Raw genomic sequence first — 26,105 nt, 5'->3', positions numbered from 1 at the left:
GTAGACGGAAGCTGACGTGCTTGCCGGGGCGGGCGGACGAGCATCGCCGCACGGCGCTAAGTCATGGAAACAAGGCGGCTTCGATCCCGGACTTCGTTTCCTGCAAGGCCGGAAGGCGATCTAGCAACGCTGCATGTGATGGCTGCCGGGTCACGATGCTGACGGAAATGGCCGCATGCACCTGTCCCTTGGGATCGGCGATCGGCACGGCGAGGCACATGAGATGGGGCGCGGTCTCCTCGACTTCCGTTGCCCAACCGCAGCGGCGCGTTTCCAACAGGTGGTTCCGGATCGTCTCCACGTCGGTGATCGTAAAAGGCGTAAGCCGAACGAAGTCTCCGGCCTCCAGGTACGCTTCGATTTCATCCGGTGGCAGGTTGGCCAGCAGGACCTTGCCAATCGCAGTACAGTAGGCCTCCAACTGCATGTGTTCCTGCGAATGGACGACCGCCCTCCCCCAGCTCTGCTTCACCAGATACGTCACCATGTCCTCATCCAGGACGGCAAGATGGGCGTGTGCCCGAGTCATTCTCGCGAGATCGCGCAAAGGCCGACGGCTGATCGTCTCGATCAGGGAGGCGAGCGACTGGCGGCTCCCGGCGAGCAATATCCGGCCGCCCAATCTGTATTGCCCGCGCTTGGCGCTTGCCAGATAGCCGCGCGCCACCAGGGCGGAAACGATGCGGTGCGCGGTGCTGAACGGCAGCCCGCAGCGAGCAGCGATATCCGCCAGCGAGCACACGCCCGCCTCGTTGATGCAATCGACCACATCGAGGGTCTTGTCGATCAATTCAGGCACGGCACCAAAAAACCCCTTATTCCCACTTCGCGGGAGTAAAGGTCATTTACCTGTTTGTCGAGAAGCCCATCCCGAAGCAATCGTACTGCATGCAGACGTGTCGTCGACTTTCCGGTTCTCCCATGTTCCGGCCAGTAAGTTTGACGCCCGAATGAAAGAACGGATGGGATCGGCAATGAGCTCGGAACACGACAAGTACAGCTCCACTGACGGGAAAGTATACCTCTCTGGAAATCAGGCGCTCGTGCGCATGACCGTGGAGCAGGCGCGGCGGGATCGCCTGACAGGACTGAACACCGGCGGCTTCGTCTCCGGATATCGCGGCTCGCCCCTGGGCCACCTCGATCAGGAGTTCACTCGCGCCGGTCCGCTCCTCGATTCCCTGGATGTCCGCTTCCAGGCTGGCGTCAACGAAGACATGGCCGCCACTGCCGTTTGGGGCACCCAGCAGATCGGATTCTTTGCCCCCAAGTTCGAGGGCGTCTTCGGTCTTTGGTACAGCAAGGGGCCGGGTATCGACCGATCGGGCGATGCACTCCGCCACGCCAACCTCTGGGGCACATCGCCCAAGGGCGGCGTGGTGATGGCCGTGGGCGACGATCCCATGGCTCGGTCCAGTTCGATCCAGCAGCAATCGGAACACACGCTGGCATCGATGTGTATCCCGACCTTCAACGCGGCCAACGTGCAGGACATCCACGATTTCGGGCTGATCGGCTGGCAGCTTTCCCGCTACGCCGGTGTCTGGACCGCGGTGAAGGGCGTTTCCGACATCTACGAATCGTGGCTGGCGATCGACGTCGATCCGGGGCGCACGGCAATCACCCTGCCTCCGCCGCCGACAGCCAGCGTCCATACCCGCTGGCCGGATCGGTCCGTCGATCAGGACCAGCGCATGCTGCAGCTGCGGCTCCCCGCCGTTCACGCATTTGCCCGGCTCAATCGGCTCAACCGCGTGACCCATGGGTCTTCGCGCCCGAGGGTCGGCATCATGGCTGCGGGCAAGAGCTGGTCGGACACGCTCGAAGCGCTCGCCGATCTAGGCATCGACAAGGCGCAGATGGAGGCTTCGGGGCTGGCGCTTTTCAAGGTCGGACTGGTCTGGCCTCTCGAGCCGGAGACTGTCAGCGAGTTCGCGCAAGGCCTGTCGGAACTGCTGATTGTCGAGGAATCGCGACCGGTACTGGAGCCCCAGGTCAAGGACATCCTGTTCAACCTCCCCCCGGACCGGAGGCCGCGCATCCTGGGCAAGACCGATGCGCAGGGCGAGACGTGGATGCCGTCCCATGGCGAGCTGGACCCCGTGATCATCGCGCGCGTGCTCCATCGCTGGCTGGAGCCTGTGCATCGCACCGAAGCGATGGATGCCTGGGTCGGCTACCTCGACCATGTCGATCACGAGCTTGCACGCCCGCGCAACAACGTGTTGCGCACGCCGCACTTCTGCTCCGGCTGCCCGCACAACACCTCGACGAAGGTCCCTTCGGGATCGAAGCAACTGGCGGGCATCGGCTGTCACTGGCTGGCGAATATGATGGACCGGGATGTGGTGACATACCCGCAGATGGGCGGCGAAGGAGCCACGTGGGCCGGCGCCGCGCACTTCCTCGAAGACGAACACATCTTCGTCAATCTCGGTGACGGGACGTGGTACCATTCGGGATCGATGGCCATTCGCCAGGCGGTCGCCGCCGGCGTGAACATCACCTACAAGATTCTCTACAACGACGCCGTGGCCATGACCGGCGGGCAGCCCATCGACGGGCCCATCAGCGTCGCGCAGATCACGCATGAATTGCGCGGCGAAGACGTGCATCACGTAGCAGTCGTCTCCAGCCGTCCGGAACAGTTCGAGGTATCCCAGTTCGCGCCGGGAACTTCGCTGCACCACCGCGATGAGCTCGAACTCGTCCAGATGCGCTTTCGCCAGGAAAAGGGCGTATCGGTCATCATTTACGAACAGACCTGCGCCACGGAACTGCGGCGCCGGCGGGGCAAGAAGCTGGCCGAAGATCCTGCCCGCCGCGTCGTCATCAACGATCGGGTCTGCGAGGGTTGCGGAGACTGTTCGGTGCAGTCCAACTGCCTGTCGGTGCAGCCGCTGGAAACAGAATTCGGCCGCAAGCGCATGATCGACCAGTCTGCCTGCAACAAGGATTTCTCCTGCATAAAGGGGTTCTGCCCGTCCTTCGTGACGATCGAGGGAGGCTCCCTGGCATTGCCCTCTGGCGTCGTCCTTGACGACGCGCTGTTCGCAGGCCTGCCGGCGCCGGAGGTCTGCACGACCGAGAAACCGTTCGGAGTCATGGTCACGGGGATCGGCGGCACCGGGGTTGTGACCATCGCCAATCTGATCGGTTCCGCCGCCCAGGAGCAGGGCAAGTCGGTTCAGGCCCTCGCTCTCACCGGCCTCGCGCAGAAGTTCGGTGCAGTCTACTGCCACCTGAAAGTCGCCGACAATGCCGAGCAGTTGCTGGCTACGCGCCTGTCGGTCGGGCAATGCGATCTCCTGATCGGCGCCGACATCGTCACCGCTGCATCGGACGAATCGCTGTCACGCTTGCGCGAAGGTTCGACCCGCGCGGTCGTGAACGAACATGAGACCGTTACCGGCGCCTTCACCCGCAATAGGGACTTCGCCCTGCCGGTCGCAGCGCAGCGCGAAGCCATCGAACGCTTCTGCGGAAGCGGACGCGTGACCTTCGTGGAAGCGACCGAACTCGCCGAGCGCCTGACGGGCAATACGATCGGAGCCAATGTAATGCTGCTTGGCTTTGCCTGCCAGATGGGTTGGCTGCCGGTCCCGGTAGATGCGCTCGAACGGGCCATCGAAGCGAATGGCGTCGCGGTGAAAGCCAATCTCAAGGTATTCGCGCTTGGCCGCCTGCTTGCCCATGATCGAACGGCGGTACAGGCCCTCGCCGATGCGGCCAAACCCGAAAGCGCCAGCGTGATCCTGTCGGAAAGCCTCGAAGACCGCGTAGTGCGGCGGGAAAGCGATCTTGTCTCCTATCAGGATGCCGCGCTGGCCGAACGCTACCGCAAGCTGGTCGATGCCGTTCGCGCACGCGAACAGGCGGCAGTCCCCGGTTCGACCGATCTTACCGATGCCGTGGCGCGCAATTTCTACAAGCTGCTCGCCTACAAGGACGAGTACGAGGTAGCACGCCTGTTCTCCGACGGCGCTTTCCTCGACACCGTAAAGCAAGGGTTTTCAGGAGACTACAAGCTCCGGTTCCACATGGCGCCGCCCGTCCTGTCGCGGATCGATCCGGCCACCGGCCGCCCGAAGAAGCGTTCGTTCGGGCCATGGATGCTCCATGCCATGCGATGGCTGGCCAAGGGCAAGGTGTTGCGAGGCACCCTGTTCGATCCCTTCGGCTACACCCGGGAACGCCGTGCGGAGCGTGCCCTAATGGACCGCTACGAAGGCCTGATCGAGGACATCGTGGACCGCCTCTCTCCTGCAAACATGGACGCCGCGCTTGCCCTGGCGCGCTGGCCCGAAGCCATCCGCGGCTATGGCCCTGTAAAGGAACAGGCGATGGCGCAGACGCTGGCATCACTTCCTGAACTGCGGGCAGCCTTCGACAACTGCCGCGAAACCGCAGTCGCAGCATGACGACAAGCACCGTCCCCCGAGCGACCTGATCTTGGAACGCCAAAGCACGCCGGTCCGCCAACCAGCCTTCTTCATCACGCATGGAGGCGGACCGTGCTTCTTCATGCCGGATACCGGCGGGGTATGGACCCAACTGGCCGCCCATCTGCGCGCCATCTCGCCGGCCTTACCACAAACGCCCCGGGCACTTCTGGTGGTCAGCGCCCATTGGGAAACAGCCGGATTTGCAGTCAGCGGATGCGACCGCCCCGGCCTGCTCTACGACTACCATGGTTTTCCACCGGAAACCTATGCACTCACCTGGCCGGCCGCCGGGGACCCAGACCTTGCCCAGCGGGCGGTGGAAATGCTGGACGTGTCGGGCCTGACCGCAAGCATCGACTGCGTGCGGGGGTGGGATCACGGCGTCTTCGTTCCGATGAAGGTCGCCTTCCCCGATGCAGACATTCCCTGCCTTGCCATGTCACTGGACAGGAGCCTTGACCCTGACCTGCACTTGCGCGCGGGGAGAGCGCTGGCGCCCTTGCGCGATGAAGGAGTGGTGATTGTCGGCTCGGGTTCGAGCTTCCACAACATGCGCGCTATGGCAGACTCGGCTCTGGCACAATGCTCGATCGACTTCGATGCGTGGCTGCATGACGCCGTGACCAGTCAGCCGGACAGGCGCGATGTGGCCTTGCGCAACTGGGAACGCGCCCCCAACGCCCGGATCAGCCATCCGCGCGAGGAACACCTGCTACCTCTCATGGTCGCTGCCGGAACGTCAGACCTGCCGGGGACTGTTATCTACCGCGAGAAGCTTGCCGGTCGGGTAGCGCTGTCGGGGTTCCGCTTCGACTGACGGTTGAGTGACAGAGCTCCGTCTTGCGGACCAACCTGGCGCCGCTATCCTCCGCGGTTGACTGGAACAAGCGCACCCGAAACTGAGCGCGCTGCGCTGGATGCCAGAAACGCAATCACTTGGGCGATGGCATGGGGCGAAACCCAGTCGGAGACGTCCGCATCCGGCATCGCGGTGCGGTTGGCTGGCGTGTCTATGATCGTGGGCATCACTGCATTCACCGTGACGGTCGTACCCGCCAGCTCTTCGGCCAGCGATTCCGTCAGTCTGTGGATTCCTGATTTCGAGGCCGCATAGGCCCCCATCCCGGCGCCAGCCTTGATGGCGCCACATGCGCCTATGTTGATGATGCGCCCTGCCGCCGAATGCTTGATCATCGGCAAGGCAAGCTTGGTGGCCGTGACGCATGTCATCAGATTCATGCGGTGCATGACATCATAGGTTTCGATGGAGCCGCTCTCCAGCAATTCCCAGGCGAACCCTCCCGCCACGTTGACGAGAACGTCGAGGCCGCCATGGCGGGACGCCACCGTCTCCAGGGCGGCCTGGGTCACTTGCGGATCGGTGAGGTCAATGCCGCCGATATCGAGCGCGCCTGCCAGGGCCTCAGTGGGCTGAGCCGCATAGTCGATGCAGGCTACCGAGGCGCCGAGAGAGAGAAAATGCTCTGCAACCGCGCGGCCGAGAGCGCCGAAACCGCCAGTGACAGCGATCGATTGTGCCATGAATTTCTTTCACCTTTTCCAGAGCCTGTCAGCCCGTTCGCCCAATCCGGTACGGAGGACCATCAGCCCGTGACGGACGTCAGTGCGGCAAGACGATGTCATGCTCCCCGACGTCCAGGGCCTCGGCGAGTTTTCTGACCGTGAATGTTCGCCGGGCTTTCGGAGCCTCGTGCTCGATCCGATAGACCGTGCCGGGATCCAGACGGGCGCGCTCCGCCAATTGAACAAGGGTAAGCCGACGATGATTGCGCAAGGCACGCAGCCTGGCTGGGCATACGACTATCAATTCTGCTCTCCGAAAACACCGGAACCGAAGGACGGCGCCGTGGCGCGCACAGCGTGCCTCCCTGCCCCGGCAGAACCCTGCAGGACGGCATGAAGCATGCCATCGAGAGAAGACGAGCGAGGCGCCGCGCAGCGCCGTCGCTATCGAAGTGAGCGCGCCGGCCGGTTTGGGTGCCGACCGGCGATGAAGGCCTGCTCAGGCAGCCTTGCTCTGTTTAGCCGAACCGCCGCGCACGAGCCGCCCCGGAAGAGCTCCGGTCGGTTCCCCATTACGATAGGTCACCTGTCCGGAAACCATAGTGGCCACGTAGCCATCGACCTTCTGGACCATTCTGCGCCCACCATGCGGCAAATCGTTGCGCACGACCGGATTGTGAAGCGTCAGGTTGTCGAAATCGATCACGTTGAGATCGGCCTTCATCCCCGGCTTGATCAACCCGCGATCGGTCAGGCCGACTGCGAGCGCGGGACGCCGGGTCAACTCGTTGATAAGGCGGTTCAGAGGGAAACGGCCTTCCTTGCGATCACGCCCCCAGTGGGTCAGCGTAAAGGTCGTATAGCTGGCATCGCAAATGAGGCCATAGTGCGCACCGCCGTCGCCGAGGCTGATCACCGTGGCGTCACTGTCGATCATCTCGCGGGCGACATCCAGCGTCCCATCGACGTAGTTGGTGACAGGAAGGTAGAGGATCCGGTTGCCATCCTCTTCGAGCAAGAGGTCATAGGCGACTTCGCGCGGGTCCCGTCCCTGCGCCTTCGCGCGCCCTTCGACGGTCTGCTCGGGTGTCGGTTCGTAAGTGAAGGAGTCGTCCATCGGCACCATCTTGTCGAACATGCCGGCGAGCCAGACCATGGTATGATTGGCATCCTCCATCTTCGCGGAGAGGATCGCCTTGCGCACTTCGGGATCACGCATCCTCGCCACTTTCTCCTCCAGCGGCAGGTTCGCAATTTCCCGATAGGCATCGCAGAAGCTGAAGGGAATGAAGGACAGGTTCAGGCCGAAACACATCCCGACGCCGCGCGGCGAGACATTGCCGAAGAGTTCGAGACCTTCCTTTCTGGCCTTTTCGGTTTCCGTGAGGATCACGCGCCAGCCATCGGGCATGTGCGGCCCCTGCACGAGGGTGAAATTCACGGGGCAATCGCTGACTTCGGCTACCTTCCTGATGATCTCGAACTCGGAAAGGCCGCCCAGTTCCACATCGTTGAAATCGGCCACGAGTTCGAAACAGCTTCCGCCGCCTTCCTTGACGCCCCGTGCCAGAGCGAGAAGCTCGGCATCGCCGGATGTTTCGACCGGCGCCAGCCTTCCCTTGTTGTCGCGATGTGCCATGGTCCGGGAACTGGAAACCCCCAGCGCACCGGCCTCGACCCCCTCCCTGACCAGCCGCGTCATCTCTCTCAGATCGTCGATGAACGGCAGTTCGCGATCCGCACCGCGCTTGCCCATTGCGTAGACCCGTACTGCGCCGTGGGGAACGAGGGTCGCGAAATCGATGTCGGACTCTCGCTTCTCGAGAAAGTCGAGATATTCGGGAAATGTCTCCCACTTCCAGGGAACGCCATCCGTAATGACGACTTCGGGAATGTCTTCCACTCCGGACATGACCTCGATCATGATCTGGCGGTCTTCCTTGCGGCACGGAGCGAAACCTACGGCGCAGTTACCCATTACCACCGTCGTCACGCCATGATCGGAAGACGGCGAAAGCCGGTTTTCCCAGGTGATCTGCCCGTCGTAGTGCGTGTGCGGATCGACGAAGCCGGGAGTGACGATGCAGCCTTTCGCATCGATCACTTCCTTGCCGTCCAGGTCCTGACCGACAGCTGCGATGATCGAGCCGTTGACGCCGACGTCTGCGGCAAACGGTTCTCCTCCGGATCCGTCGAAGACAGTTCCTCCGCGAATGACCAAATCGAATTTCGACACGTTGCAAACCTCTCTCATGCGCCGCATCCGGGGCGAGGCCGGCTGCGGGCTTTGCGATCATTGAATTTCAGATTGCCGACCTAGGCCGCGGCGACCCGGTTGCCATCACCCTCGCAGACTATGCAGGCGCGGGGCTGCACTGGGCCAGCGTTTCCCATAGTCCCCCCGGACGTTGCATCGGCCCGCTTACGTTTGGTTTCCTGTACGCGAAAAAGCGGCTCCTCCCGCGACCGGTGAGAGGCTTGGCAAGGACATTGAACATGCAGGTTCGCAGACCGAAATTCGACTTCACATCAACGCCTGCACACTGGGCAGCAAACCCCGAGTTTGCACAATACGTGAATGCCCCTTCGGTGTGGATCCCCTCCCTCGAGCGTTTCCTGAACAGGGTGCTGACCAGGGCTTCGCGGGATCTCGGCGACACGACTCCTGAAGAGCGCGCCGTGAAGCAGGACATCAAGATCTTCATCCGGCAGGAGTCGGTCCATCTTGCGACTCATGAAGCCTTCAACGAAGTCTTGAGCAGAAGCGGATACGACATCGAACCATTCGTCGATGAGGCCAAGGCTGAGTTCGATCGTCTGTACGAAACCAAGTCGCTGGGCTTTCTATGTGCGTACTGCGAAGGGTTCGAAACGATGGGGCCTCCCGGCGCCCTCGCCTGGCTCGATGAAATGGAAGACCTTCTGGAAGGCGCCGATGCTGAAGTCGTCCGGCTCTGGAAATGGCACCTGATGGAAGAGTACGAGCACCGCACTGTGTGCCATGACGTCTTCCATGCCGTCCACGGTGGCTACTTCCTGCGCGTGTACGGCTTCTGGTTTCAGTTCTTCCAGTTGTCCGGTTTCACCAGAAAGGTGATGGCCCATCTGCTGGAACGCGACCGGGCGGCGATGTCACCCGCCGAAGTCAAGGCCTCCAAGCGCAGGCTGCGGCGCGTGACGTGGCGGCTGGGCCTGGCGATGGCGCCGCGTCTGCTCAAGGCGATGCTGCCCTGGTATACGCCGCGCAAGGTGGCAGAGCCGAAGATGTTCCGCAGTTACCGGGATTCCATCGAAGCCCGACTGGCGTGATGGCCCGGCCCCGGTAGTCTTTCGAGACGATTTCTCGCTTCATACGTGCCAATAGGCAGGACGATGCCCGCATCGAGACGGGTCGACCGCAGGCGAGGATGTCCATGACCGACGAACCGAAGCTCTCCGAAGACTATACCCCTTTGCTGGCGCAGCTGGCAGAAGCACCGGCTCTTTCAGACCTCTCGCTGGAAGAGGCCCGGGCTCGCTGGGACATGATGGACTTCGGCGAGGCCGAGCCGCTTCACGAGGTGCGCGATCTGGTCATACCGGGGCCGGCAAGTCCAATTGCCGCGCGGCTGTACCTGCCCTCTGCAGATCCCACCGCCCTGATCGTGTTCCTACATGGCGGAGGCTGGGCGCTCGGCGGCCTTTCCAGCCATGACAAGACGATACGCGGCCTCGCGCTTCGCTCTGGCGCGGCGTTCCTGGCGATCGACTATCGCCTGGCCCCTGAAACGCCTTTCCCCGGCCCGCTCGAGGATGCGGTAGCCGCCACGGCTTGGGCCGAAGCCAATGCCGGACAACTTGTCGGCACGCGGAAGCCGCTGCTCATCGCCGGCGATAGCGCCGGCGGCAACCTTGCTGCGGCGGTGGCCATCCATGCCCGTGACCACGGCGGCCCCGAGCTCGATGGCCAGGTACTGATCTATCCGGCCACCGACGCCGGCATGCAGACGCAATCCTACCGAACACGCGGTAACGGCGGAATGATGTCCGGCAAGGACATGGCCTGGTTCTGGGATCAATATGTCCCCGACGTCTCCATGCGCGACGATCCCCGGGCGTCGGTTTCTCGGACGAAAGACCTGTCAAACCTGCCGCCCGCTCTCGTGGTCACTGCCGAATTCGATCCCCTTAGGGACGAAGGGCAGGCCTACGTGAAAAGGCTGAAGGATGCAGGTGTGACTGCAGAATGCCTGCATTTCGGCGATCAGCCCCACGGTTTCCTGACGTTCTACCAGTTCGCCCCGAGTGCCGGAAGCGCCTTCGAGGAGATTGGCAGGGCAATCGCGCAACTGGCGTGAAGCTGATCCCTTCCGCATGGAGAATGGGTGATTCCGGCCCATCCAGTTGCGCCGAAATCGCCAGTTTCTTTCAGGCGGAACGTTCCTTGACCATGTCGAGCGCGACGTCGACGATCATGTCCTCCTGCCCGCCCACCATCTTGCGGCGGCCGAGCTCGACGAGAATCGCGCGGGTGTCGATGCCGTATTCCTGGCTGGCCTTCTCGGCATGGCGCAGGAAGCTGGAATAGACCCCGGCATAGCCCAGAGCGAGAGTCTCCCGGTCGACGCGGACCGGACGGTCCTGCAGCGGGCGCACGAGGTCTTCGGCCGCATCCATCAGCGTCATGACATCGCAGCCGTGGTTCCAGCCCTTGCGGTCGGCAGCGGCAATGAAGACTTCGAGTGGGGCATTGCCCGCGCCGGCGCCCATACCGGCAAGGCTGGCATCGATCCGCACCGCGCCTTCCTGAGCCGCGACGATCGAGTTGGCGACGCCCAGCGAGAGATTATGGTGGGCATGCATACCCCGTTGCGTTTCTGGCTTCAGCACCTTGTCGTAGGCGCGCAGACGATCGCGCACGCCGTCCATGTCGAGCGCACCGCCGCTGTCGGTCACATAGACGCACTGCGCGCCGTAGCTTTCCATCAGCAGAGCCTGCTGCGCCAGTGCATCGGGCTCGATCATGTGGCTCATCATCAGGAAACCCGAGACGTCCATGCCCAGATCGCGGGCAATTCCGATATGCTGCTTCGAAACGTCGGCTTCCGTGCAATGCGTGGCGACACGAACCGAGCGAACGCCCAGATCATAGGCACGGCGCAGTTCCTCGACGGTGCCGACGCCGGGCAGGATCAGCGTGGTCAGCACGCTCTGGTCCAGCACCTCGGCGACCGCCTCGATCCACTCCCAGTCGGTATGCGCGCCGAAGCCGTAGTTGAAGCTCATTCCGGAAAGGCCGTCGCCATGGGCGACCTCGATCGCATCAACGCCTGCACGGTCGAGCGCGCGGGCAATGTCGCGCACGTGATCGATGCCATACATGTGACGGATCGCGTGCATGCCGTCACGCAAGGTCACGTCCTGGATGTAGAGCTTGTCGCCTGCGTTCACATCGAACTTGGCCATCATGCATTCTCCCTGGCGGCCATACGCCGCTCGGCCAGCAGTTCGCCGGTGGCCTTGGCGGCGGCGGTCATGATGTCGAGGTTGCCGGAATAGCTTGGCAGATAATCGCCCGCGCCCTCGACCTCCAGCATAATCATGGTCTTTAGACCGGTGAACTCCCCGCGGCCGGGGATCTTGAGCTTGTTGTTGTCGCCGAACCGCTCGAACTGAACTTCCTGCTTGAGGCGATAGCCGGGCACGTACTTCTGAACTTCGGCGACCATGTCCTTCACCGACTGGCGAATGGTGTCCTCGTCCGCGCCTTCGGACAGGGTGAAGACCGTATCGCGCATGATCATCGGCGGCTCGGCCGGGTTGAGGATGATGATCGCCTTGCCCTTCTCGGCCCCGCCCACTTTCTCGATGGCGTTGGCTGTCGTACGGGTAAACTCGTCGATGTTGGCGCGCGTGCCCGGTCCGGCAGAGCGCGAGGACACCGAGGCGACGATCTCGGCGTAGGGAACGCGGCTTGAAACGCGGCTGACGGCAGCAACCATCGGGATCGTCGCCTGGCCGCCGCAGGTCACCATGTTGACGTTGGGGGCATCGAGATTGGCCCCCATGTTCACCGGTGGCACCGTAAACGGGCCGATAGCCGCGGGAGTGAGGTCCACAACCTGAATGCCATCGGCGCGCAGGGCCTCGTCGTGGACCTTGTGGGCATAGGCACTGGTGGCATCGAAGGCGATGCCGATTTCCGGATAGCACGGCAGCTTCCTGAGGCCGTCAATGCCCTCATGGGTGGTGGCAATACCGTGCTCGCGCGCCATGGCGAGACCTTCCGAATCCGGATCGATCCCGACGACTGCCGCAAGCTCCATGTTCTGCGGATACTTGATCATCTTCATCATCAGGTCCGTGCCGATGTTGCCGGAACCGATGATGGCTGCCTTGACTGGTGTCATTGCTCTTCCTTCAGACGAATTGGGCGACGCAGGAACCGATCCCGTGCAGCGTCATTTCAAACCGATCCCCTTTCGCGGCCGGGGCCAACGGGACCACCGATCCGGAGAGGATCACGTCGCCGGCATCAAGCGTGACGCCGTAGGCACCGAGCGTATTCGCGAGCCAGGCGACGGCCATGGCCGGGTCGCCCTGCACCGCGTGGCCGTGGCCCTCGGACAGAGGCTCGCCGTTCTTTTCGACAGTCACGCGAAGATTGGGCAGGTCCAGCCCGCGCGGATCCGCGCGCGCCTCACCCAGGACGTAGACGCCGCAGGATGCGTTGTCCGCGACGGTATCGACGATCGAGATCTTCCAGTCATCGATGCGACTGTCGACGATCTCGAAACACGGCGCGATGAATTCGGTAGCGGCGATCACCTGCTCAGGCGTGATGCCGGGGCCATTGAGACTGTCCTGCAGGATGAAGGCAATCTCTGCCTCCGCGCGCGGCGCGATAAGCTTCTTGGCATCGACGTCTATATCGCCTTCAACGAACATCCAGTCAGTCAGGAAACCGAAGTCCGGCTGATGCACGCCCAGCATGTCCTGCACGGCCTTGCTGGTCACACCGATCTTCTTGCCGACGACTTTCTCCCCGTCCTTGATGCGGCGGGCAAGAAAATCGAGGCTGATCGCATAGGCGTCATCGATCGTCAGTTCCGGCGACTGCTCGATCAGCGGAGTGATGGTGTGCCGGCCGCGCAAGGCTTCGAAGAGTTGCTCGCCGAACTGGACCGATGTCTTCATCTGTATTTCCCATCAAAATAGACCAGGGGATGGGCCTCGTTGCCCATTCTCACTTCTTCCACGCGCCCGATCACGATGACGTGGCTGCCGTATTCGACCATCTTGTCGACTGTACATTCGATGGCCGCCAGCGCCTCACCCATCACCGGAACGCCCGACGAGCCGGCAGCCCAGCCGCCATCCTTGAACCGCTCGGCACGCAGCTTGGAAGAGCCGAACGCTGCCGAGAGCCCTTCGTGTTCGCGGTTGAGAAGGTTGACCGAGAAATGCATTCCCAACGTGAGGTGCGCAGCCATGCTCGCCTGCTTGTTCACGCATACCAGCAGAGCCGGCGGGTCCATGGTCAGTGACGTAACCGAAGTCGCGCTCATGCCCACCCATTCGCCATCGGCAAGGCAGGCCACGACCGATACCGACGAGGCAAGGCGCCGCATAGATTGCCGAAACATTTCGCCCACCGTGGCTTCGTCGACGGCTGGAAGTTTGCCTGCCTCGGTCAATTCAGAACCGCCGAGGGATCGATGAGAACCTTGCATTCGCCCGGATTGCTGCGAAGCGTATCGAAGACATCGGGCAAGACATCGAGCGACACCGAACGCGTCACCATGTGCCGTGGCTCGACCGCGCCACTATCCAGCACCGCCAGCGCGTGCCGGAACTCTGCCACGGTATAGAGTTGCGGAAAGAGCATCCTGGCCTCGCGCCCTCCCGCGACGGCCGGAACGATCCCGTCCGGCTCGAAGCAGTATCCCAGCGAGACGACGGTCCCACCCGGGCGCAGGAAGGAAACGGCCTGCATCAGCAGCGACGGACGGCCGACGCATTCGACGACGACATCGTAGAGCTTTTCCGGATCGGGTCGCTGGGCAAACCCTGCCGGATCGAGCGGCTGGGGAGCGGTGACGCTGTCAGCGCCCATCCGATCCGCAATGGCCGCGCGCACCGGCGCCCCTTCGATCACGTCGACGCGACCTGCCCCGACGCGCCGGGCCCAGAACAAGGCCGCGAGCCCGATAGGCCCTGCGCCTTGAACAAGGACGCGCGCGCCAGGCTTGATCCCCGCCATCGCGATGCCGTGCAACGACACGGCAAGCGGTTCGACCAGGGCCCCATCGGCATCCGAAAGCGTGGCAGGCAAGCGCATGGCGGTCGCCGCATTGACCAGCGCATATTCGGCATAGCCGCCCGACAGGAACTCCAGGGCCTCGCACCAGGCCGGCTCCCCGGCCAGGCAGTAGCGGCACTTCCCGCAGCCCGCGATCGGCATGGCGACCACACGCTCGCCCTTTGCGAACCCTTCGACGCCCGCGCCGGTTTCAATAACTTCTCCGGTAAACTCATGACCGAGCACCGTGCCACCGGGAACGGTATAGCCATGGCCTTGCGTCATATGCAGATCGCTGCCGCATATCCCGCATCGGGCCACACGCAGGAGCAACTGCCCTGCCCCCGGCACCAGGTCCGGCAGGCGTTCGACCTTGAGGGGCTTGCCCGCCTCTTCAAAAACGGCTGCCCGCATTGAGGCACTCTCCAACGTTCGAACTACTTGATCTATCGATCACACATGTCGCCGCTGATGCGCCGTTTTCCATCGTCTGTGCAGACTACCGGCCTCAAGTCGAGACGAGGTCGCGCAGCTTGACCGAGGTGTCGCGCAGCATCTCCGGATCCACCGAATGGGGAAGTTTCAGCAACTTTCGGCCCGCGACATGGTCCGAAACTGCATTGACCGATTCGATGCAGACGATCCGCGTGTCCTTCAGGTGGAACACCGAAAACTTTCCGTCCTCTATGGAGCCACGCACCACCTGCCGATTGGCGCCCTCCACGAAGCCCACCATCTGCAGTTTCATGTCGAACTGGTCGGACCAGAACCAGGGCACGGCGTCGTTCACGAACTCGGCACCGGCAATCGCTGCCCCGGCGGCTTTGGCCTGATCGGTAGCGTTCTGGACCGATTCAAGCCGCATGTCGCGACCGGCAAAGATATTGGGACCAAAGGCGCAGTCGCCGGCGGCGTAGATGCCGGGATGCAACGTCCGGCCATTGACGTCGACCCGCACACCGAACTGATCGGCAAGACCGAGCGGTTCCACAAGTTCGGTATTGGGTGTCGCGCCGACGGCCATGACTACCATATCGACCGGGTGCCGCTTGTCCTTGGTGTCACGAACGGCGGCGACCTTGCCGTTACGCCCTTCGATTTCCTCGATCCCAAGGCCGCAGCACAAGGCAACGCCTTCGCTCGCGAAACGCTGCTCGACATAGTCCGATATCGTTTCGCCCACGATGCGTGCCATGACCCGCGGCGCAGCTTCGAAAATCTGTACATCGATCCCGGACTTCGCGAACGAGGCTGCCAGCTCCAGACCGATGAAGCCGCCGCCGACGATGGCGACCGCGCGTACCTTGTCCATCCGCGCCTTTATCGCTTCCGCGTCGGCCAGCGAGCGCAGGGACACCACGCCATCGAGATCGGTCCCCGGGACCGGGATTTCCCGCGCGCGGGTTCCCGTCACGATACCGAGCGCATCGAAGGCGAACACTCCCCGCTTGGTCACCACCCGGCCTTCGCGCTCCACGGCCTCCGCGCGCGCGCCAAGCACGACATTTATCTGCTGATCTTCGTAGAACTTCTCGCCCTTGATCAGCAGGCTTTCCACGTCGCTATCGCCCGTCAGAAATCCCTTCGACAGGGGTGGGCGGTGATAGGGCAGATATTGCTCGTCGGTCAGCATGACGATGGGTTCGCCATAGCCATGCTGCCTTGCCGCCTGCGCCATGTTCAGGCCCGCGTAGGATCCGCCGACGATGACAAGGCCGGCCATGGTTCAGAACTGCCGCTCGGGAATCTCGACGACCAGCCCGTCCAGTTCATCGGTTACGTCGATCTGGCACGACAGGCGGCTGTTGCTCTTGCGCTCGCAAGCGGTGTTTTCGAGCAGTTCGTCTTCCATCTCTTCGACGGGCGGTAACTTCTCCGCCCACTCCTGAGCCACGTAAACATGGCAGGTCGCGCACGAAAGCGTCCCCCCGCAGTCGGCATCAATCCCCGGAACGCCCTGGCTGGTGGCCCCCAGCATTACCGAACGGCCACTGGGAACATCGACCTCGTAGACCTTCCCCTCATGTGTCTTGTAAACTATTTTCGGCATCAAAATATTCCGTAACATGTTGAAATAGAATAGAACTATCGCCGCCAGACATCCTGAACGGCAATCCGCCAGCTCTTGTCCATTGGCCAGCATCTCGCAAGTGGCGCAGGGCGCAATCCCGCCAAATCCAATCCGCCCGTTTCAGTCAAGTGGCGCCCTTTGCTTGCAGCCTCATCAGCTTCAGGAACCGCGCCAGAGGCTTTCCCGAACCTGCCCAAAAGTAAGTCTCCACCGACTATCCCGAGCGGAAACGGCCCGCATGGTCCAGATGGACGATGAAAGCTGACCGGAAATGGGAGGTCCGGCGATCTGTCGCCGCCTATTCCCATCGTCCTTTGAGACGACGCACTGGTCGATGCGGCTTCCTATGCCTGCCGCTTCAGGCCAACCGTCCGATCGCGTCAGTGCGAACGGCATTTGGCCACGCCCTCGAGAGACAGAAAACAGGAAGCCGAAACATCCATGGTTGAGCGTTCAGGACTGCAAGTATTCGATCAGCTCGCAGAATTCGTCGAGCAAAAGGCGTTGCCGGGCACGGGCCTCGACCCGGAAACTTTCTGGAACGGCCTTGCGGAAATCCTCGAGAAGTTCGTTCCTGAAAATCAGGCGCTTCTTGCCAAGCGAGACGAGCTTCAGCGGCAACTTGACGAATGGCACACCGCGCACCCCGGCCCGGTGACGGACATGGCGGCCTATCGCGATTTCCTGGCAGAGATCGGCTATCTTCTCCCGGAACCCGCGCCGTTTTCGATCTCCACTGCAAACGTCGATCCTGAAATCGCGACGATGGCGGGACCGCAACTGGTCGTGCCTGCGCTCAATGAGCGTTTCGTCCTCAACGCGGCCAATGCCCGGTGGGGCAGCCTCTACGATGCCTTCTACGGGACGGATGCCCTCGACGCGCCGGCTGCGCGGCCGGGTGGATACGACAAGGCGCGTGGCGCTGCCGTCATTGCCCGGGTCCGCGCCTTTCTGGATGCGACGATACCGGGCTGGGAACGCGCGATTTCCGGAGACGAACATCCCGCCCTCGCCGGCCGCAAGGACGGCGGCGTACTGTTCCGTCACAACGGCCTTCACATCGAGATCGTGATCGATCCGCAAAGCCCTGTCGGGCGGACCGATCCGCTCGGCATCGCCGATGTGATACTGGAATCGGCCCTTACCACCATCGTCGATCTCGAAGATTCGGTCGCAGTGGTCGACGGTGAAGACCTCGTCCACGGCTATTCCAATTGGCTCGGCCTCATGCGCGGCGAGCTTACCGCGACGTTCGAGAAGGCCGGGCAAACACGTGAGCGCAAGCTGGCGGAAGACCGCCACTGGACGGCTCCCGACGGCACCGGGTTCACGCTCCCGGGTCGGTCGGTCCTGTTCGTGCGCAATGTCGGGCACCTGATGACGACACCGGCAGTCCGCCTTCCCGATGACAAGGAAGCGCCGCTCGGCCTTCTGGATGCCGTGCTGACCTCTCTTTGCGCCGTGCATGATCTCAAACAGCTCGGCCGCCTTCGCAATAGCCGCGCCGGCAGCATCTACATCGTAAAGCCCAAGCAGCACGGGCCGGAGGAAGTTGCCTTTTCGAACCGTCTTTTCGATGCCGTGGAGGATCTGCTCTCGCTCGAACGCAACACGATCAAGATGGGACTGATGGACGAAGAGCGCCGCACTTCGGCCAATCTGGCTGCCTGTATCGCTGCCGCGCGTGGCCGCGTCGTGTTCATCAACACCGGCTTCCTCGACCGAACCGGCGACGAGATGCACACCGCGATGCAGGCGGGACCGATGATCCGCAAGGCGGCGATGAAAGGCAGCGACTGGCTGCAGGCCTACGAAGACCGCAATGTGCGCATCGGGCTCGCCTGCGGACTGTCCGGCAAGGCACAGATCGGCAAGGGCATGTGGGCGGCGCCGGACATGATGGCCGCGATGCTGGAACAAAAGATCGCCCATCCGCGCTCCGGCGCGAACACTGCATGGGTACCCTCCCCGACCGCCGCGACATTGCACGCCATGCACTACCACGATGTCGACGTGTTCGAGATTCAAAAGCGACTGGCGGATGAAGCCGCCCCGGACCTTTCCCGGCTGCTGACGATCCCCGTAGCGGAGCCCGGCCGTAACTGGTCGGACGAGGAGGTACGCGAGGAACTGGAGAACAACTGCCAGGGAATCCTGGGCTATGTCGTGCGCTGGATCGATCAGGGCATCGGTTGTTCGAAAGTACCCGATATCCATGACGTCGGCCAGATGGAGGATCGTGCAACGCTGCGCATTTCCAGCCAGCACATTGCCAACTGGCTGCATCATGGCGTCTGTACAAGGGAACAGGTGGAAGATGCCTTCGCACGCATGGCGGCCAAGGTCGACGCCCAGAACGCAGGCGATCCGTCCTATCGCAAGCTATCGCCGGACGGTCCCGCATGGCAGGCCGCCCACGCCTTGATCTTCGAAGGCATTTCGCAGCCCAGCGGTTATACCGAACCCCTGCTCCATGCCTTCCGGCTCAAGGTGAAGGCACAGGCCTGACGAGCGGTTGGGGGCGAGCCTCGCCCCCAACCAGCCGAACCGACTATTGCTCGCTCAGCCCGGCAGCCGAGATCCCGGCCAGGGTGCAGGCCTCGTCGTTGTCCGAGGTATCGCCGGAAATACCGACGGCACCGATCACGCTGCCATCCTTATCGACCACGATCACGCCTCCGGGAGCGGGAATGAGGCCTTGCGGTGCAACGGTTGCCGCCGTCGCGATAAAGGTTGGCCGGTCAGCTGCCATTTCCGCCACGGTGCGCGAAGAGACGCCCAGAAACAGCGCGCCGCATGCCTTGCCCGATGCAATCTGCAACCGACCGATCGAAGCGCCGTCCTGCCTTTGATAGGAAATGAGATGGCCCCCGGCATCGACCACGGCAACGGCCAGCGGCTTGAGGCCCAGATCGCGTCCCTTGGCAAAGGCTGCGGCGGAAATGGTATTGGCCTGTTCGAGCGTGATGGTGGTCATGGAACCTTGTCCTTCATTGTCCTGGCGAGCGCCGGAGGCAGATCACCTCCCGTGGCCCAATCGAGAAGTTCGACGGTATGGAACACGGGGGCATCCATCCGGTTTCCGATCTGCACCGCGCAGCCGACATTGCCGGTGGCAACGACATCAGCCTGAAGCGCGGAAATGGCATCCGCCTTGCGCTCGGCAAGCCGGCCCGAGATTTCGGGTTGGAGAATGTTGTAGGTTCCCGCAGAACCGCAGCACAGGTGCGCTTCGGCCGGCACGCGCACCGTAAATCCGGCACGCTCAAGCAACCGCTTCGGCACATCGCCGATCTGTTGCCCGTGCTGAAGCGAACAGGCGGGGTGATAGGCCACGACGAGCGCTTTCGTCTCCCGTGCCGGCCGCAACGCTGCGGAAAAGTCGATGTCCGCAAGGACTTCGCTCACGTCCTTGACGAGCGCACTGCACGTCGCAGCCCGTTCCGCATAGTCCGGGTCCTCACGCAGCAGATGGTTATAATCCTTCATGACCGTACCGCAGCCCGAAGCGGTGGTAATGATCGCGGCAACGTCGCCCCGTTCGATTTCCGCCATCCAGGCATCCACGTTCGCCCTTGCCGCGTCGCGCGCAGCTTCTTCCCGGCCCATGTGGTGGACGAGCGCCCCGCAACAGGTTTCTTCCCGGGCGAAAACCACGTCGAAGCCGAGGCGTGTCAGCAGGGACACCGCCGCACCGCGGTATTGCGGCTTGAGCACGGGCTCGGCACAACCCTGGAGCATGATGATCCGCCCGCGGCTGGTCCCCTTCGACTGTGCATTCTGCACGGGCGAAGGAGACGGCAGGCTCGAAGGTGCGAGCTCAAGCATGGCCGACAGCGGGCGAGTAAGCGCAAAGCGGGCGAACAGGGAGCGGAACGGCCTGGCCAGATGTGCGAAGTCCAGCGCCAGCCGGAAGCGTCCCGGCTCGGGCAGCACCCAGGCCAGCACGGACCGGTAGGCTCGCTCATGCCAGGGCCGGTCGTAAGTCTCGTGGATATAGGCCCGCGCGTGGTCGATCAGGTGCATGTAGTTCACGCCCGAGGGGCACGTGGTCATGCACGACAGGCAAGAGAGACACCGGTCGACGTGGGTGACGAGTTCCTTGTCCGGTTGGCGCTCGTTCTCGAGCATGTCCTTGATCAGGTAGATGCGCCCGCGTGGGGAATCGAGTTCGTCCCCCAGAAGCACGTACGTCGGACAGGTCGCGGTGCAAAATCCGCAATGTACACATTTGCGGATGATCTGTTCGGAGTCCGCCGTAGCGGGATCGGCCAGTTGCTGCGGGGAAAATCGCGTCTGCATTCAAAATCGCCCCGTCTCGAATACCGATGCCGGATCGAAAGCCCGGCGGACACGTTCCTCCAGGCGCGCAAGCGCATCTGGCTGGGTATGGAGGGTCGGCACGGCACGTCGAATATCTGCAGAAGCGCGTAGAAGCATGGCGTGCCCGTTGCACCGCTGTGCCGCCGTGCGGACCATTTCGGCCGGACGGTCGGTGGAAAGCCAGATCAGGCCGCCTGCCCAATCCATGACCCAGCGAACATCGCCGGGAGCAAACGCCTCGAGAAAGTCGGGGGCTTGCCGCGCGGGCAGCGAGACCCGCCACATGGCCGGATTGCGAGGCAGGACGGAAAGATCGCGCAGCGATGCCCAAATGCCGGTTGCGACACTCGCGTCCGCACGCCGGTACCCCTCCGCGCTGCCGATCCGTTCGACCATCGCAGCACGCGCATCGACCGAAGGTGCAAAGCCCTGAAGCCGGACGGCGGAAATCGCATGATCTTCCAGCGTACCGGGAGGAAAATGAGCGGCAGCGGCGATCTCCGCCTGCGAACCCAGCAGCCGGGCAAAACTGGCCCAGGCCGCGCGCGGATCAAGATCGCGCGCAATCAGTGTGGCTTGCGAAGCAGGACGTGGCAGGACCTTGAGCGTGACTTCCATCAGTGCTGCCAGCCGCCCCCAGCTTCCACACATCAGCTTGGAAAGATCGTACCCCGTCACGTTCTTGACGACCTTGCCGCCTGCGACGAAGGCGTCGCCGCGCCCCGATACGGCCCTGAACCCCAGCAGATGGTCACGTACGCCCCCGTGGACCAGCCTCTGCGAGCCCGCCAGACCCGAGGCGACGACGCCGCCGATGGTCGTCACACCGGGCTCGCCACCCAGGATAGGGGCGAGGTCGAAGGGTTCGAAAGCGAGCATCTGGTTATTCTCTGCAAGCGCAGATTCGATCTGGCTCAGCGGCGTCGCAGCTCCGGCCGTCAGCACGAGCTCGGGCGGATCATAGTCGGCGATGCCGCTGAACGCACCTAGCGAGAGTGTCCGGCAGTCGTCTACGGGACGCCCCATGGACACCTTGCTTCCGCCGCCCTCCAGCGAAAGCCTGGTGCCCGCGCTCGCGGCGGCGCGAACGGTCTCACACAGTTCCTGCTCGTCGGCAGGGCGAAGTATCATGGCCTTGTCCATCAGAAGCGCGGGATATCGGGAAACGGCACCTTGCCGTGATGGACATGCATGCGCCCCAGTTCCGCGCAGCGATGCAGCGTCGGAAAGACCTTGCCCGGATTGAGCAACAGATCGGGATCGAACGCGCACTTCACCCGCTGCTGCTGCTTGAGATCGTCTTCTCCGAACATCTCCGGCATCAAGTCCCGCTTTTCCACGCCCACACCGTGCTCGCCGGTCAGGACGCCGCCCACCTCGACACAAAGACGCAGGATGTCGTTACCGAACTCTTCGGCCCGATCCAGTTCTCCAGGCTTGTTGGCATCGTAGAGGATCAGCGGATGAAGATTGCCGTCGCCAGCATGGAAGACGTTGGCGACGCCCAGCCCGTAGTGCTCGGAAAGTTCGCCCATGCGCTTGAGCACCCGCGGCAGCTGGCGCCGCGGGATTGTGCCGTCCATACAATAGTAGTCCGGCGCCAGCCGTCCTACTGCCGGGAAAGCCGCCTTGCGCCCGGCCCAGAATGCATTGCGCTCTTCTTCGGTCGTGGAAACGCGAATGCCGACGGCGCCGTGCCTACCGGCGATCGCCTCCACTTCCTCGAGCAGGTGTGTGCACTCGGCCGCGACGCCATCCAGTTCGACGATCAGCAAGGCTTCCACATCGAGAGGATAGCCCACTTTCACGAAGGCCTCCGCCGCGTGTATGGCGGGCCGATCCATCATTTCCATGCCAGCCGGAATGATGCCTGAGGCAATGACGTCCGCCACACAGTGCCCCGCCTCCTCGACGCTGGGAAACCCGATCAGCATGGCGCGGGCGGCCTCGGGCTTGGGCAACAGGCGCACGGTGACTTCGGTCACGACGCCCACCAGCCCTTCCGAACCGACCACCACACCGAGCAGGTCGAGACCGGACGCATCGAGCGTCCGGCCGCCGACCCGCACGACTTCACCATCCATCAGCACCAGTTCCGCGCCAAGTACGTTATTGGTGGTGAGACCGTACTTGAGGCAATGCACGCCGCCGGAGTTCTCCGCGACGTTGCCCCCGATCGAGCAGGCTATCTGGCTGGAGGGGTCCGGCGCATAATAGAAGCCGGCGTCTTCGACCGCCTTGGTAATCGCGAGGTTCGTAACCCCCGGCTGGACGACGGCCAGCCGGTCCTCGTAATCCACTTCCAGAACCCGGTTGAATTTGCCCAGGCCCAGCAGCACCGCATCCTCAAGCGGCAGCGCGCCACCCGAAAGCGAGGTGCCGGAGCCGCGCGGAACGACCTTGATGCCCTGTTCGCTGCACCAGGCCAGGATTCGGGAGACCTGCGCGGTAGTTTCAGGCAGGACAACGAGCAACGGGACCTGACGATAGGCCGTCAGGCCGTCGCTCTCGTAGGGACGCAATCCCGTCGGACTGTCGATGACGTTGTCCTCGCCGACGATAGCCCGCAAGGCCGCCGCGATTTCCGCGCGACGGGCGATCACGCCCTCGTCCGGTTCGGGCATCTTCAAAGACATACGCTACGCATTTCCACATTGCTCGGCCCTGCCTCGGCCTTCCTCCGACCGGGGCCTACCCGGCAACGTCCTGCGAGACTAGCAGAATGGGGAAGGCACCGGGCCGCGATCAACCTATTTGTTCGAGCAGCTTGGTATCCGCGTATTCGCGGCCGACGATCAGTTTGCCGTCGGCAAATTCGAACAGGAAGTGGTACACGTTGTGATAGTCATTGCCGTTGCAGAGCTTGGCCGATGAAGTCGCTTCGATCGCCACTCTGCCCCCTTCGCTCGTGGTGTCGTGAATGGTGAATTCCAAAGGGCTGGCGAACACTTGCTTGCCCATCTGCTCCAGCGCCTGCAGCAGCGCATCGCGCGGAATGAATTGATCGCGCGGCATGCCCGCCACCCAGTAGTGAACATCGTCGGCAAGAAGGCGATCGAGTTCGGCGACGTTGAACGTGCCGATGGCTTTCAGCAATTGTTTCGCAAGATCTAGATTGGTCTGCATGTCACTCTCCGGTTTCGAAATTTCCGTTCAAAGAAAAGGGGAAGGATATCCGCTCAGGCGGCGCGCTCCCAAAGCAGCGGCAGGGTCTTCACCCCCCACACCCCGTGCGGCTCGAACACTGGCGGAATGTCCGGATCGAGCCGGAATTCGGGCAGTCGAGGCAGCCACTCTTCAAGGGCTATGCGCACTTCCAGTCGCGCCAGATGCTGGCCCAGGCAGATATGCTGGCCGATGCCAAACGAAAGCTGGCTGGACGGTCGGCGGTGGAAGTCCAGTGCGAGGGGATCCTCGACCACATCGCTGTCACGCCCCGCAATCTGGACGAGAAGACGCACGATATCGCCCTTCCTGAATTGAACGCCATGAAACTTAAGATCGCGCGTGACGGCCCGCGTCGTCGTCGCCGGTGGAAAGGCTCGGATAAGCTCGTGCATGGCATTGGGGATGAGTTCGGGACTGCCGCGGAGCAGGTTCTGCTGAGCCGGGTTGGCCGCAAGATAGCGAAACGAGAAACCGAGTGTGTTGGCCACCGTGTCCAGCCCTGCGAGGAACAGCGTGAAGACAATTCCCAGCCATTCATCATCCTCCAGCATACGGCCGTCGATGCGTGCATTGCGGATGGCGTTGAAAAGCCCTTCCCGGTCCGGCTCCGCCGCCACCTCGAGCAGGTAGCCCTTGATGGACCGCGCCCCGTCCCGCACATCTTCCAGCGTGGCACCGTGCAGCACCTTGTGCACCCAGCCGAGAAAAGTCGGCATGTCCTCGACAGGCCAGCCCATCAAATGAAGGAACACCCCGACCGGGAACGGGTCACCGAGAGTGGACTGGAAATCGGTTCCCCGACCGCCCTTGGCCTGCTCGGCGAGTGAAATCGCCAGTTCGCGAACCTTTTCGACGAGGCCGTCCGCCTTTGCCGGATTGAACAGGGGGTTGAGCAAGCCCCGGTACCTTGCATGGGCCTCGCCATCGATTTCCAGCGGGATCAGGTCCCAGCGTTCTCCGATGGCCTGGGGAAATCCCGTCAGGTTGTGGCTGGTGAAGTTTTCCGCATCGCGCAGGATCTCCCGGATCAAACTTGCCCGCGTGACCTGCCAGCCGCCGAATTGCGACGCCACGAGGATGTTCGGAGAATAGAAAATGTCCGGACCATCGAAGAGAACAGTATTGGCGCCATGCACGTCATCGCGGGCGCCGGGAGCCTCGATATATTCCCAGGGCTTCACCAGTTCCGGCGGGACGTGGTCCGGCACGGTGTCCGGCGCCTGGTTGGCCTCAGGGTTTTCGCCGTCGGTCATCGTTGCCTTCCTTTCACACCGACAGGGGTGCGGACGTCCGTCGCCTAGAGGTTCACAAGCGAGAAGTTCATCTCGTCGTAGCGTGCACCTGCCACGGCGTGCTCGGGCATGGCTTTTTCGAGAGCCCCGATTTCCGCATCCGAAAGCGTGATGTCTGCCGCCGCGACATTCTCCTCAAGCCGGTTCAGTTTGGTCGTGCCCGGGATGGGAACGATGTGGTCACCCTTGTGAAGGATCCAGGCCAGTGCGAGCTGGGCCGGCGTTCGGCCTTTGGCCTGCCCGAGCCTCTTGAGTTCCTGGACCAGTCCCAGGTTTGTGCCGATCGCTTCTGCGGTAAAACGGGGATAGGTCGACCGGATGTCATCCTCACCTTGCGGGGGCTGCTTGATCTTTCCTGTCAGGAAGCCGCGCCCCAGGGGGCTGTAAGGGACGAAGCCGATGCCCAGCTCCTCACACAAGGGCAGCACGTCGCGCTCCGGATCACGGGTCCATAGTGAGTACTCGGTCTGGACCGCGCTGAGCGGATGAGTCTTGTGCGCACGGCGGATCGTCTCCGGAGCGGCCTCGCACAGCCCGAAGAATCGAACCTTTCCTTCACGCACCAGGTCTCCCACGGCCCCCGCCACCTCTTCCGGCGGCACATCCGGATCGACACGATGCTGGTAGAACAAATCGATCACATCCACGCCCAGCCGCTTGAGGGATTCCTCTGCAACCAGCCTGATGGTCTCCGGTCGACTGTCCAACCCGGCTTTGCCTTCGGCCTGGCGAAGATTGATCCCGAACTTGGTCGCTACGCAGACCTTGTCGCGCACCCCCTTCAACGCCTTCCCGACCAGCGCCTCGTTGGTGAAGGGCCCATAGACTTCAGCCGTATCGAACAGCGTCACACCCAGCTCCGCAGCCCGGTGAACGACCGTGATCGACTGCGCTTCATCTGGATAGGGAGGATAGCTCGCACTCATTCCCATGCAGCCAAGACCCACCGCGGAGACTTCGAGGCCCTGCTGGCCCAACGTGCGCTTTTTCATCCTGCCATC

Annotated in this window: 23 protein-coding genes; 5 read left to right on the top strand and 18 right to left on the bottom strand. The window is 62.8% G+C overall.

Features of this window, described 5'->3' with window-relative positions:
- Positions 1–61: 61 nt before the first annotated feature.
- Positions 62–799 carry an IclR family transcriptional regulator gene (locus LK12_RS18100; protein WP_082010633.1) on the bottom strand — a complete coding sequence of 246 codons (738 nt, stop codon included), beginning with the start codon at positions 797–799 and terminating at the stop codon, positions 62–64.
- A 175-nt stretch (positions 800–974) separates the two neighbouring features.
- Between LK12_RS18100 and LK12_RS18095 the strand changes: the two genes are divergently transcribed.
- Entirely contained in the window at positions 975–4,421 is a 3,447-nt protein-coding gene (locus LK12_RS18095; protein WP_197063590.1) for an indolepyruvate ferredoxin oxidoreductase family protein, read from the top strand.
- A 103-nt stretch (positions 4,422–4,524) separates the two neighbouring features.
- Positions 4,525–5,262, top strand: a complete 738-nt coding sequence (locus LK12_RS18090; protein WP_052223587.1) for a DODA-type extradiol aromatic ring-opening family dioxygenase — start codon at positions 4,525–4,527, stop codon at positions 5,260–5,262.
- 44 nt (positions 5,263–5,306) lie between these two features.
- Here the strand turns inward: LK12_RS18090 and LK12_RS18085 are convergent, their stop codons facing one another.
- The 3 genes from LK12_RS18085 to LK12_RS18075 form a co-directional block, all read right to left on the bottom strand.
- Positions 5,307–5,987, bottom strand: a complete 681-nt coding sequence (locus LK12_RS18085; RefSeq protein WP_039287212.1) for an SDR family NAD(P)-dependent oxidoreductase — start codon at positions 5,985–5,987, stop codon at positions 5,307–5,309.
- Positions 5,988–6,066: 79 nt separating this feature from the next.
- A complete protein-coding gene (locus tag LK12_RS25380) occupies positions 6,067–6,273 on the bottom strand; it encodes a helix-turn-helix domain-containing protein (RefSeq protein ID WP_407938172.1) in 207 nt (68 codons plus the stop codon).
- A gap of 195 nt (positions 6,274–6,468) precedes the next feature.
- The gene (locus LK12_RS18075; protein WP_039287206.1) at positions 6,469–8,205 is read right to left on the bottom strand and encodes an N-acyl-D-amino-acid deacylase family protein; all 1,737 of its coding nucleotides are present in this window, start codon (positions 8,203–8,205) and stop codon (positions 6,469–6,471) included.
- Positions 8,206–8,465: 260 nt separating this feature from the next.
- On the opposite strand from LK12_RS18075, the gene LK12_RS18070 reads away from it, so the two are divergent.
- Both LK12_RS18070 and LK12_RS18065 read left to right on the top strand, forming a co-directional pair.
- Positions 8,466–9,278, top strand: a complete 813-nt coding sequence (locus tag LK12_RS18070; RefSeq protein ID WP_039287203.1) for a metal-dependent hydrolase — start codon at positions 8,466–8,468, stop codon at positions 9,276–9,278.
- Between the two features lie 104 nt (positions 9,279–9,382).
- Positions 9,383–10,306, top strand: a complete 924-nt coding sequence (locus tag LK12_RS18065; RefSeq protein ID WP_052223586.1) for an alpha/beta hydrolase — start codon at positions 9,383–9,385, stop codon at positions 10,304–10,306.
- Positions 10,307–10,376: 70 nt separating this feature from the next.
- On the opposite strand, the gene dmpG is transcribed toward LK12_RS18065, so the two are convergent.
- The 7 genes from dmpG to LK12_RS18030 form a co-directional block, all read right to left on the bottom strand.
- Positions 10,377–11,417 (bottom strand): 4-hydroxy-2-oxovalerate aldolase, encoded by a 1,041-nt coding sequence (gene dmpG, locus LK12_RS18060; protein ID WP_039287199.1) that lies wholly within the window; start codon positions 11,415–11,417, stop codon positions 10,377–10,379.
- Positions 11,414–12,358: an acetaldehyde dehydrogenase (acetylating) gene (locus LK12_RS18055; protein WP_039287196.1), complete on the bottom strand. Its 945-nt coding sequence runs from the start codon at positions 12,356–12,358 to the stop codon at positions 11,414–11,416. Before LK12_RS18055 ends, dmpG begins: the two co-directional genes overlap by 4 nt.
- Before the next feature lie 10 nt (positions 12,359–12,368).
- Positions 12,369–13,145, bottom strand: coding sequence for a fumarylacetoacetate hydrolase family protein (locus LK12_RS18050; protein ID WP_039287193.1), 777 nt, complete (start codon positions 13,143–13,145; stop codon positions 12,369–12,371).
- Complete coding sequence (locus tag LK12_RS18045; RefSeq protein ID WP_197063588.1) at positions 13,142–13,645, bottom strand: flavin reductase family protein; 504 nt, start codon at positions 13,643–13,645, stop codon at positions 13,142–13,144. Before LK12_RS18045 ends, LK12_RS18050 begins: the two co-directional genes overlap by 4 nt.
- A complete protein-coding gene (locus LK12_RS18040; RefSeq protein WP_052223585.1) occupies positions 13,642–14,664 on the bottom strand; it encodes a zinc-dependent alcohol dehydrogenase in 1,023 nt (340 codons plus the stop codon). Before LK12_RS18040 ends, LK12_RS18045 begins: the two co-directional genes overlap by 4 nt.
- 94 nt (positions 14,665–14,758) lie before the next feature.
- A complete protein-coding gene (locus LK12_RS18035; protein WP_039287190.1) occupies positions 14,759–15,973 on the bottom strand; it encodes an NAD(P)/FAD-dependent oxidoreductase in 1,215 nt (404 codons plus the stop codon).
- A 3-nt stretch (positions 15,974–15,976) separates the two neighbouring features.
- The gene (locus tag LK12_RS18030; RefSeq protein WP_039287187.1) at positions 15,977–16,300 is read right to left on the bottom strand and encodes a 2Fe-2S iron-sulfur cluster-binding protein; all 324 of its coding nucleotides are present in this window, start codon (positions 16,298–16,300) and stop codon (positions 15,977–15,979) included.
- Positions 16,301–16,762: 462 nt separating this feature from the next.
- Here LK12_RS18030 and LK12_RS18025 point away from each other — a divergent pair, with 462 nt between their 5' ends.
- On the top strand, positions 16,763–18,829 hold the full coding sequence (locus tag LK12_RS18025; RefSeq protein ID WP_039287184.1) for a malate synthase G: 2,067 nt from the start codon (positions 16,763–16,765) through the stop codon (positions 18,827–18,829).
- 43 nt (positions 18,830–18,872) lie between these two features.
- Here the strand turns inward: LK12_RS18025 and LK12_RS18020 are convergent, their stop codons facing one another.
- The 7 genes from LK12_RS18020 to LK12_RS17990 form a co-directional block, all read right to left on the bottom strand.
- Positions 18,873–19,298 (bottom strand): GlcG/HbpS family heme-binding protein, encoded by a 426-nt coding sequence (locus LK12_RS18020; RefSeq protein WP_039287182.1) that lies wholly within the window; start codon positions 19,296–19,298, stop codon positions 18,873–18,875.
- Complete coding sequence (glcF, locus tag LK12_RS18015) at positions 19,295–20,623, bottom strand: glycolate oxidase subunit GlcF (protein WP_039287179.1); 1,329 nt, start codon at positions 20,621–20,623, stop codon at positions 19,295–19,297. The genes LK12_RS18020 and glcF overlap by 4 nt, the downstream gene beginning before the upstream one ends.
- Positions 20,624–21,787: a glycolate oxidase subunit GlcE gene (glcE, locus tag LK12_RS18010; protein ID WP_039287177.1), complete on the bottom strand. Its 1,164-nt coding sequence runs from the start codon at positions 21,785–21,787 to the stop codon at positions 20,624–20,626.
- The gene (locus LK12_RS18005) at positions 21,787–23,280 is read right to left on the bottom strand and encodes an FAD-linked oxidase C-terminal domain-containing protein (protein ID WP_039287174.1); all 1,494 of its coding nucleotides are present in this window, start codon (positions 23,278–23,280) and stop codon (positions 21,787–21,789) included. The genes glcE and LK12_RS18005 overlap by 1 nt, the downstream gene beginning before the upstream one ends.
- A gap of 109 nt (positions 23,281–23,389) precedes the next feature.
- Positions 23,390–23,770, bottom strand: a complete 381-nt coding sequence (locus tag LK12_RS18000; RefSeq protein ID WP_039287171.1) for a nuclear transport factor 2 family protein — start codon at positions 23,768–23,770, stop codon at positions 23,390–23,392.
- A 53-nt stretch (positions 23,771–23,823) separates the two neighbouring features.
- Complete coding sequence (locus tag LK12_RS17995) at positions 23,824–25,065, bottom strand: cytochrome P450 (protein ID WP_052223584.1); 1,242 nt, start codon at positions 25,063–25,065, stop codon at positions 23,824–23,826.
- 44 nt (positions 25,066–25,109) lie between these two features.
- Positions 25,110–26,096 (bottom strand): aldo/keto reductase, encoded by a 987-nt coding sequence (locus LK12_RS17990; RefSeq protein WP_039287168.1) that lies wholly within the window; start codon positions 26,094–26,096, stop codon positions 25,110–25,112.
- Between the last annotated feature and the right edge of the window lie 9 nt (positions 26,097–26,105).

It is taken from the genome of Novosphingobium malaysiense (assembly GCF_000802225.1).
GTDB classification, from domain to species: Bacteria; Pseudomonadota; Alphaproteobacteria; order Sphingomonadales; family Sphingomonadaceae; genus Novosphingobium; species Novosphingobium malaysiense.
This window is presented reverse-complemented; position numbering and strand designations above follow the sequence as displayed.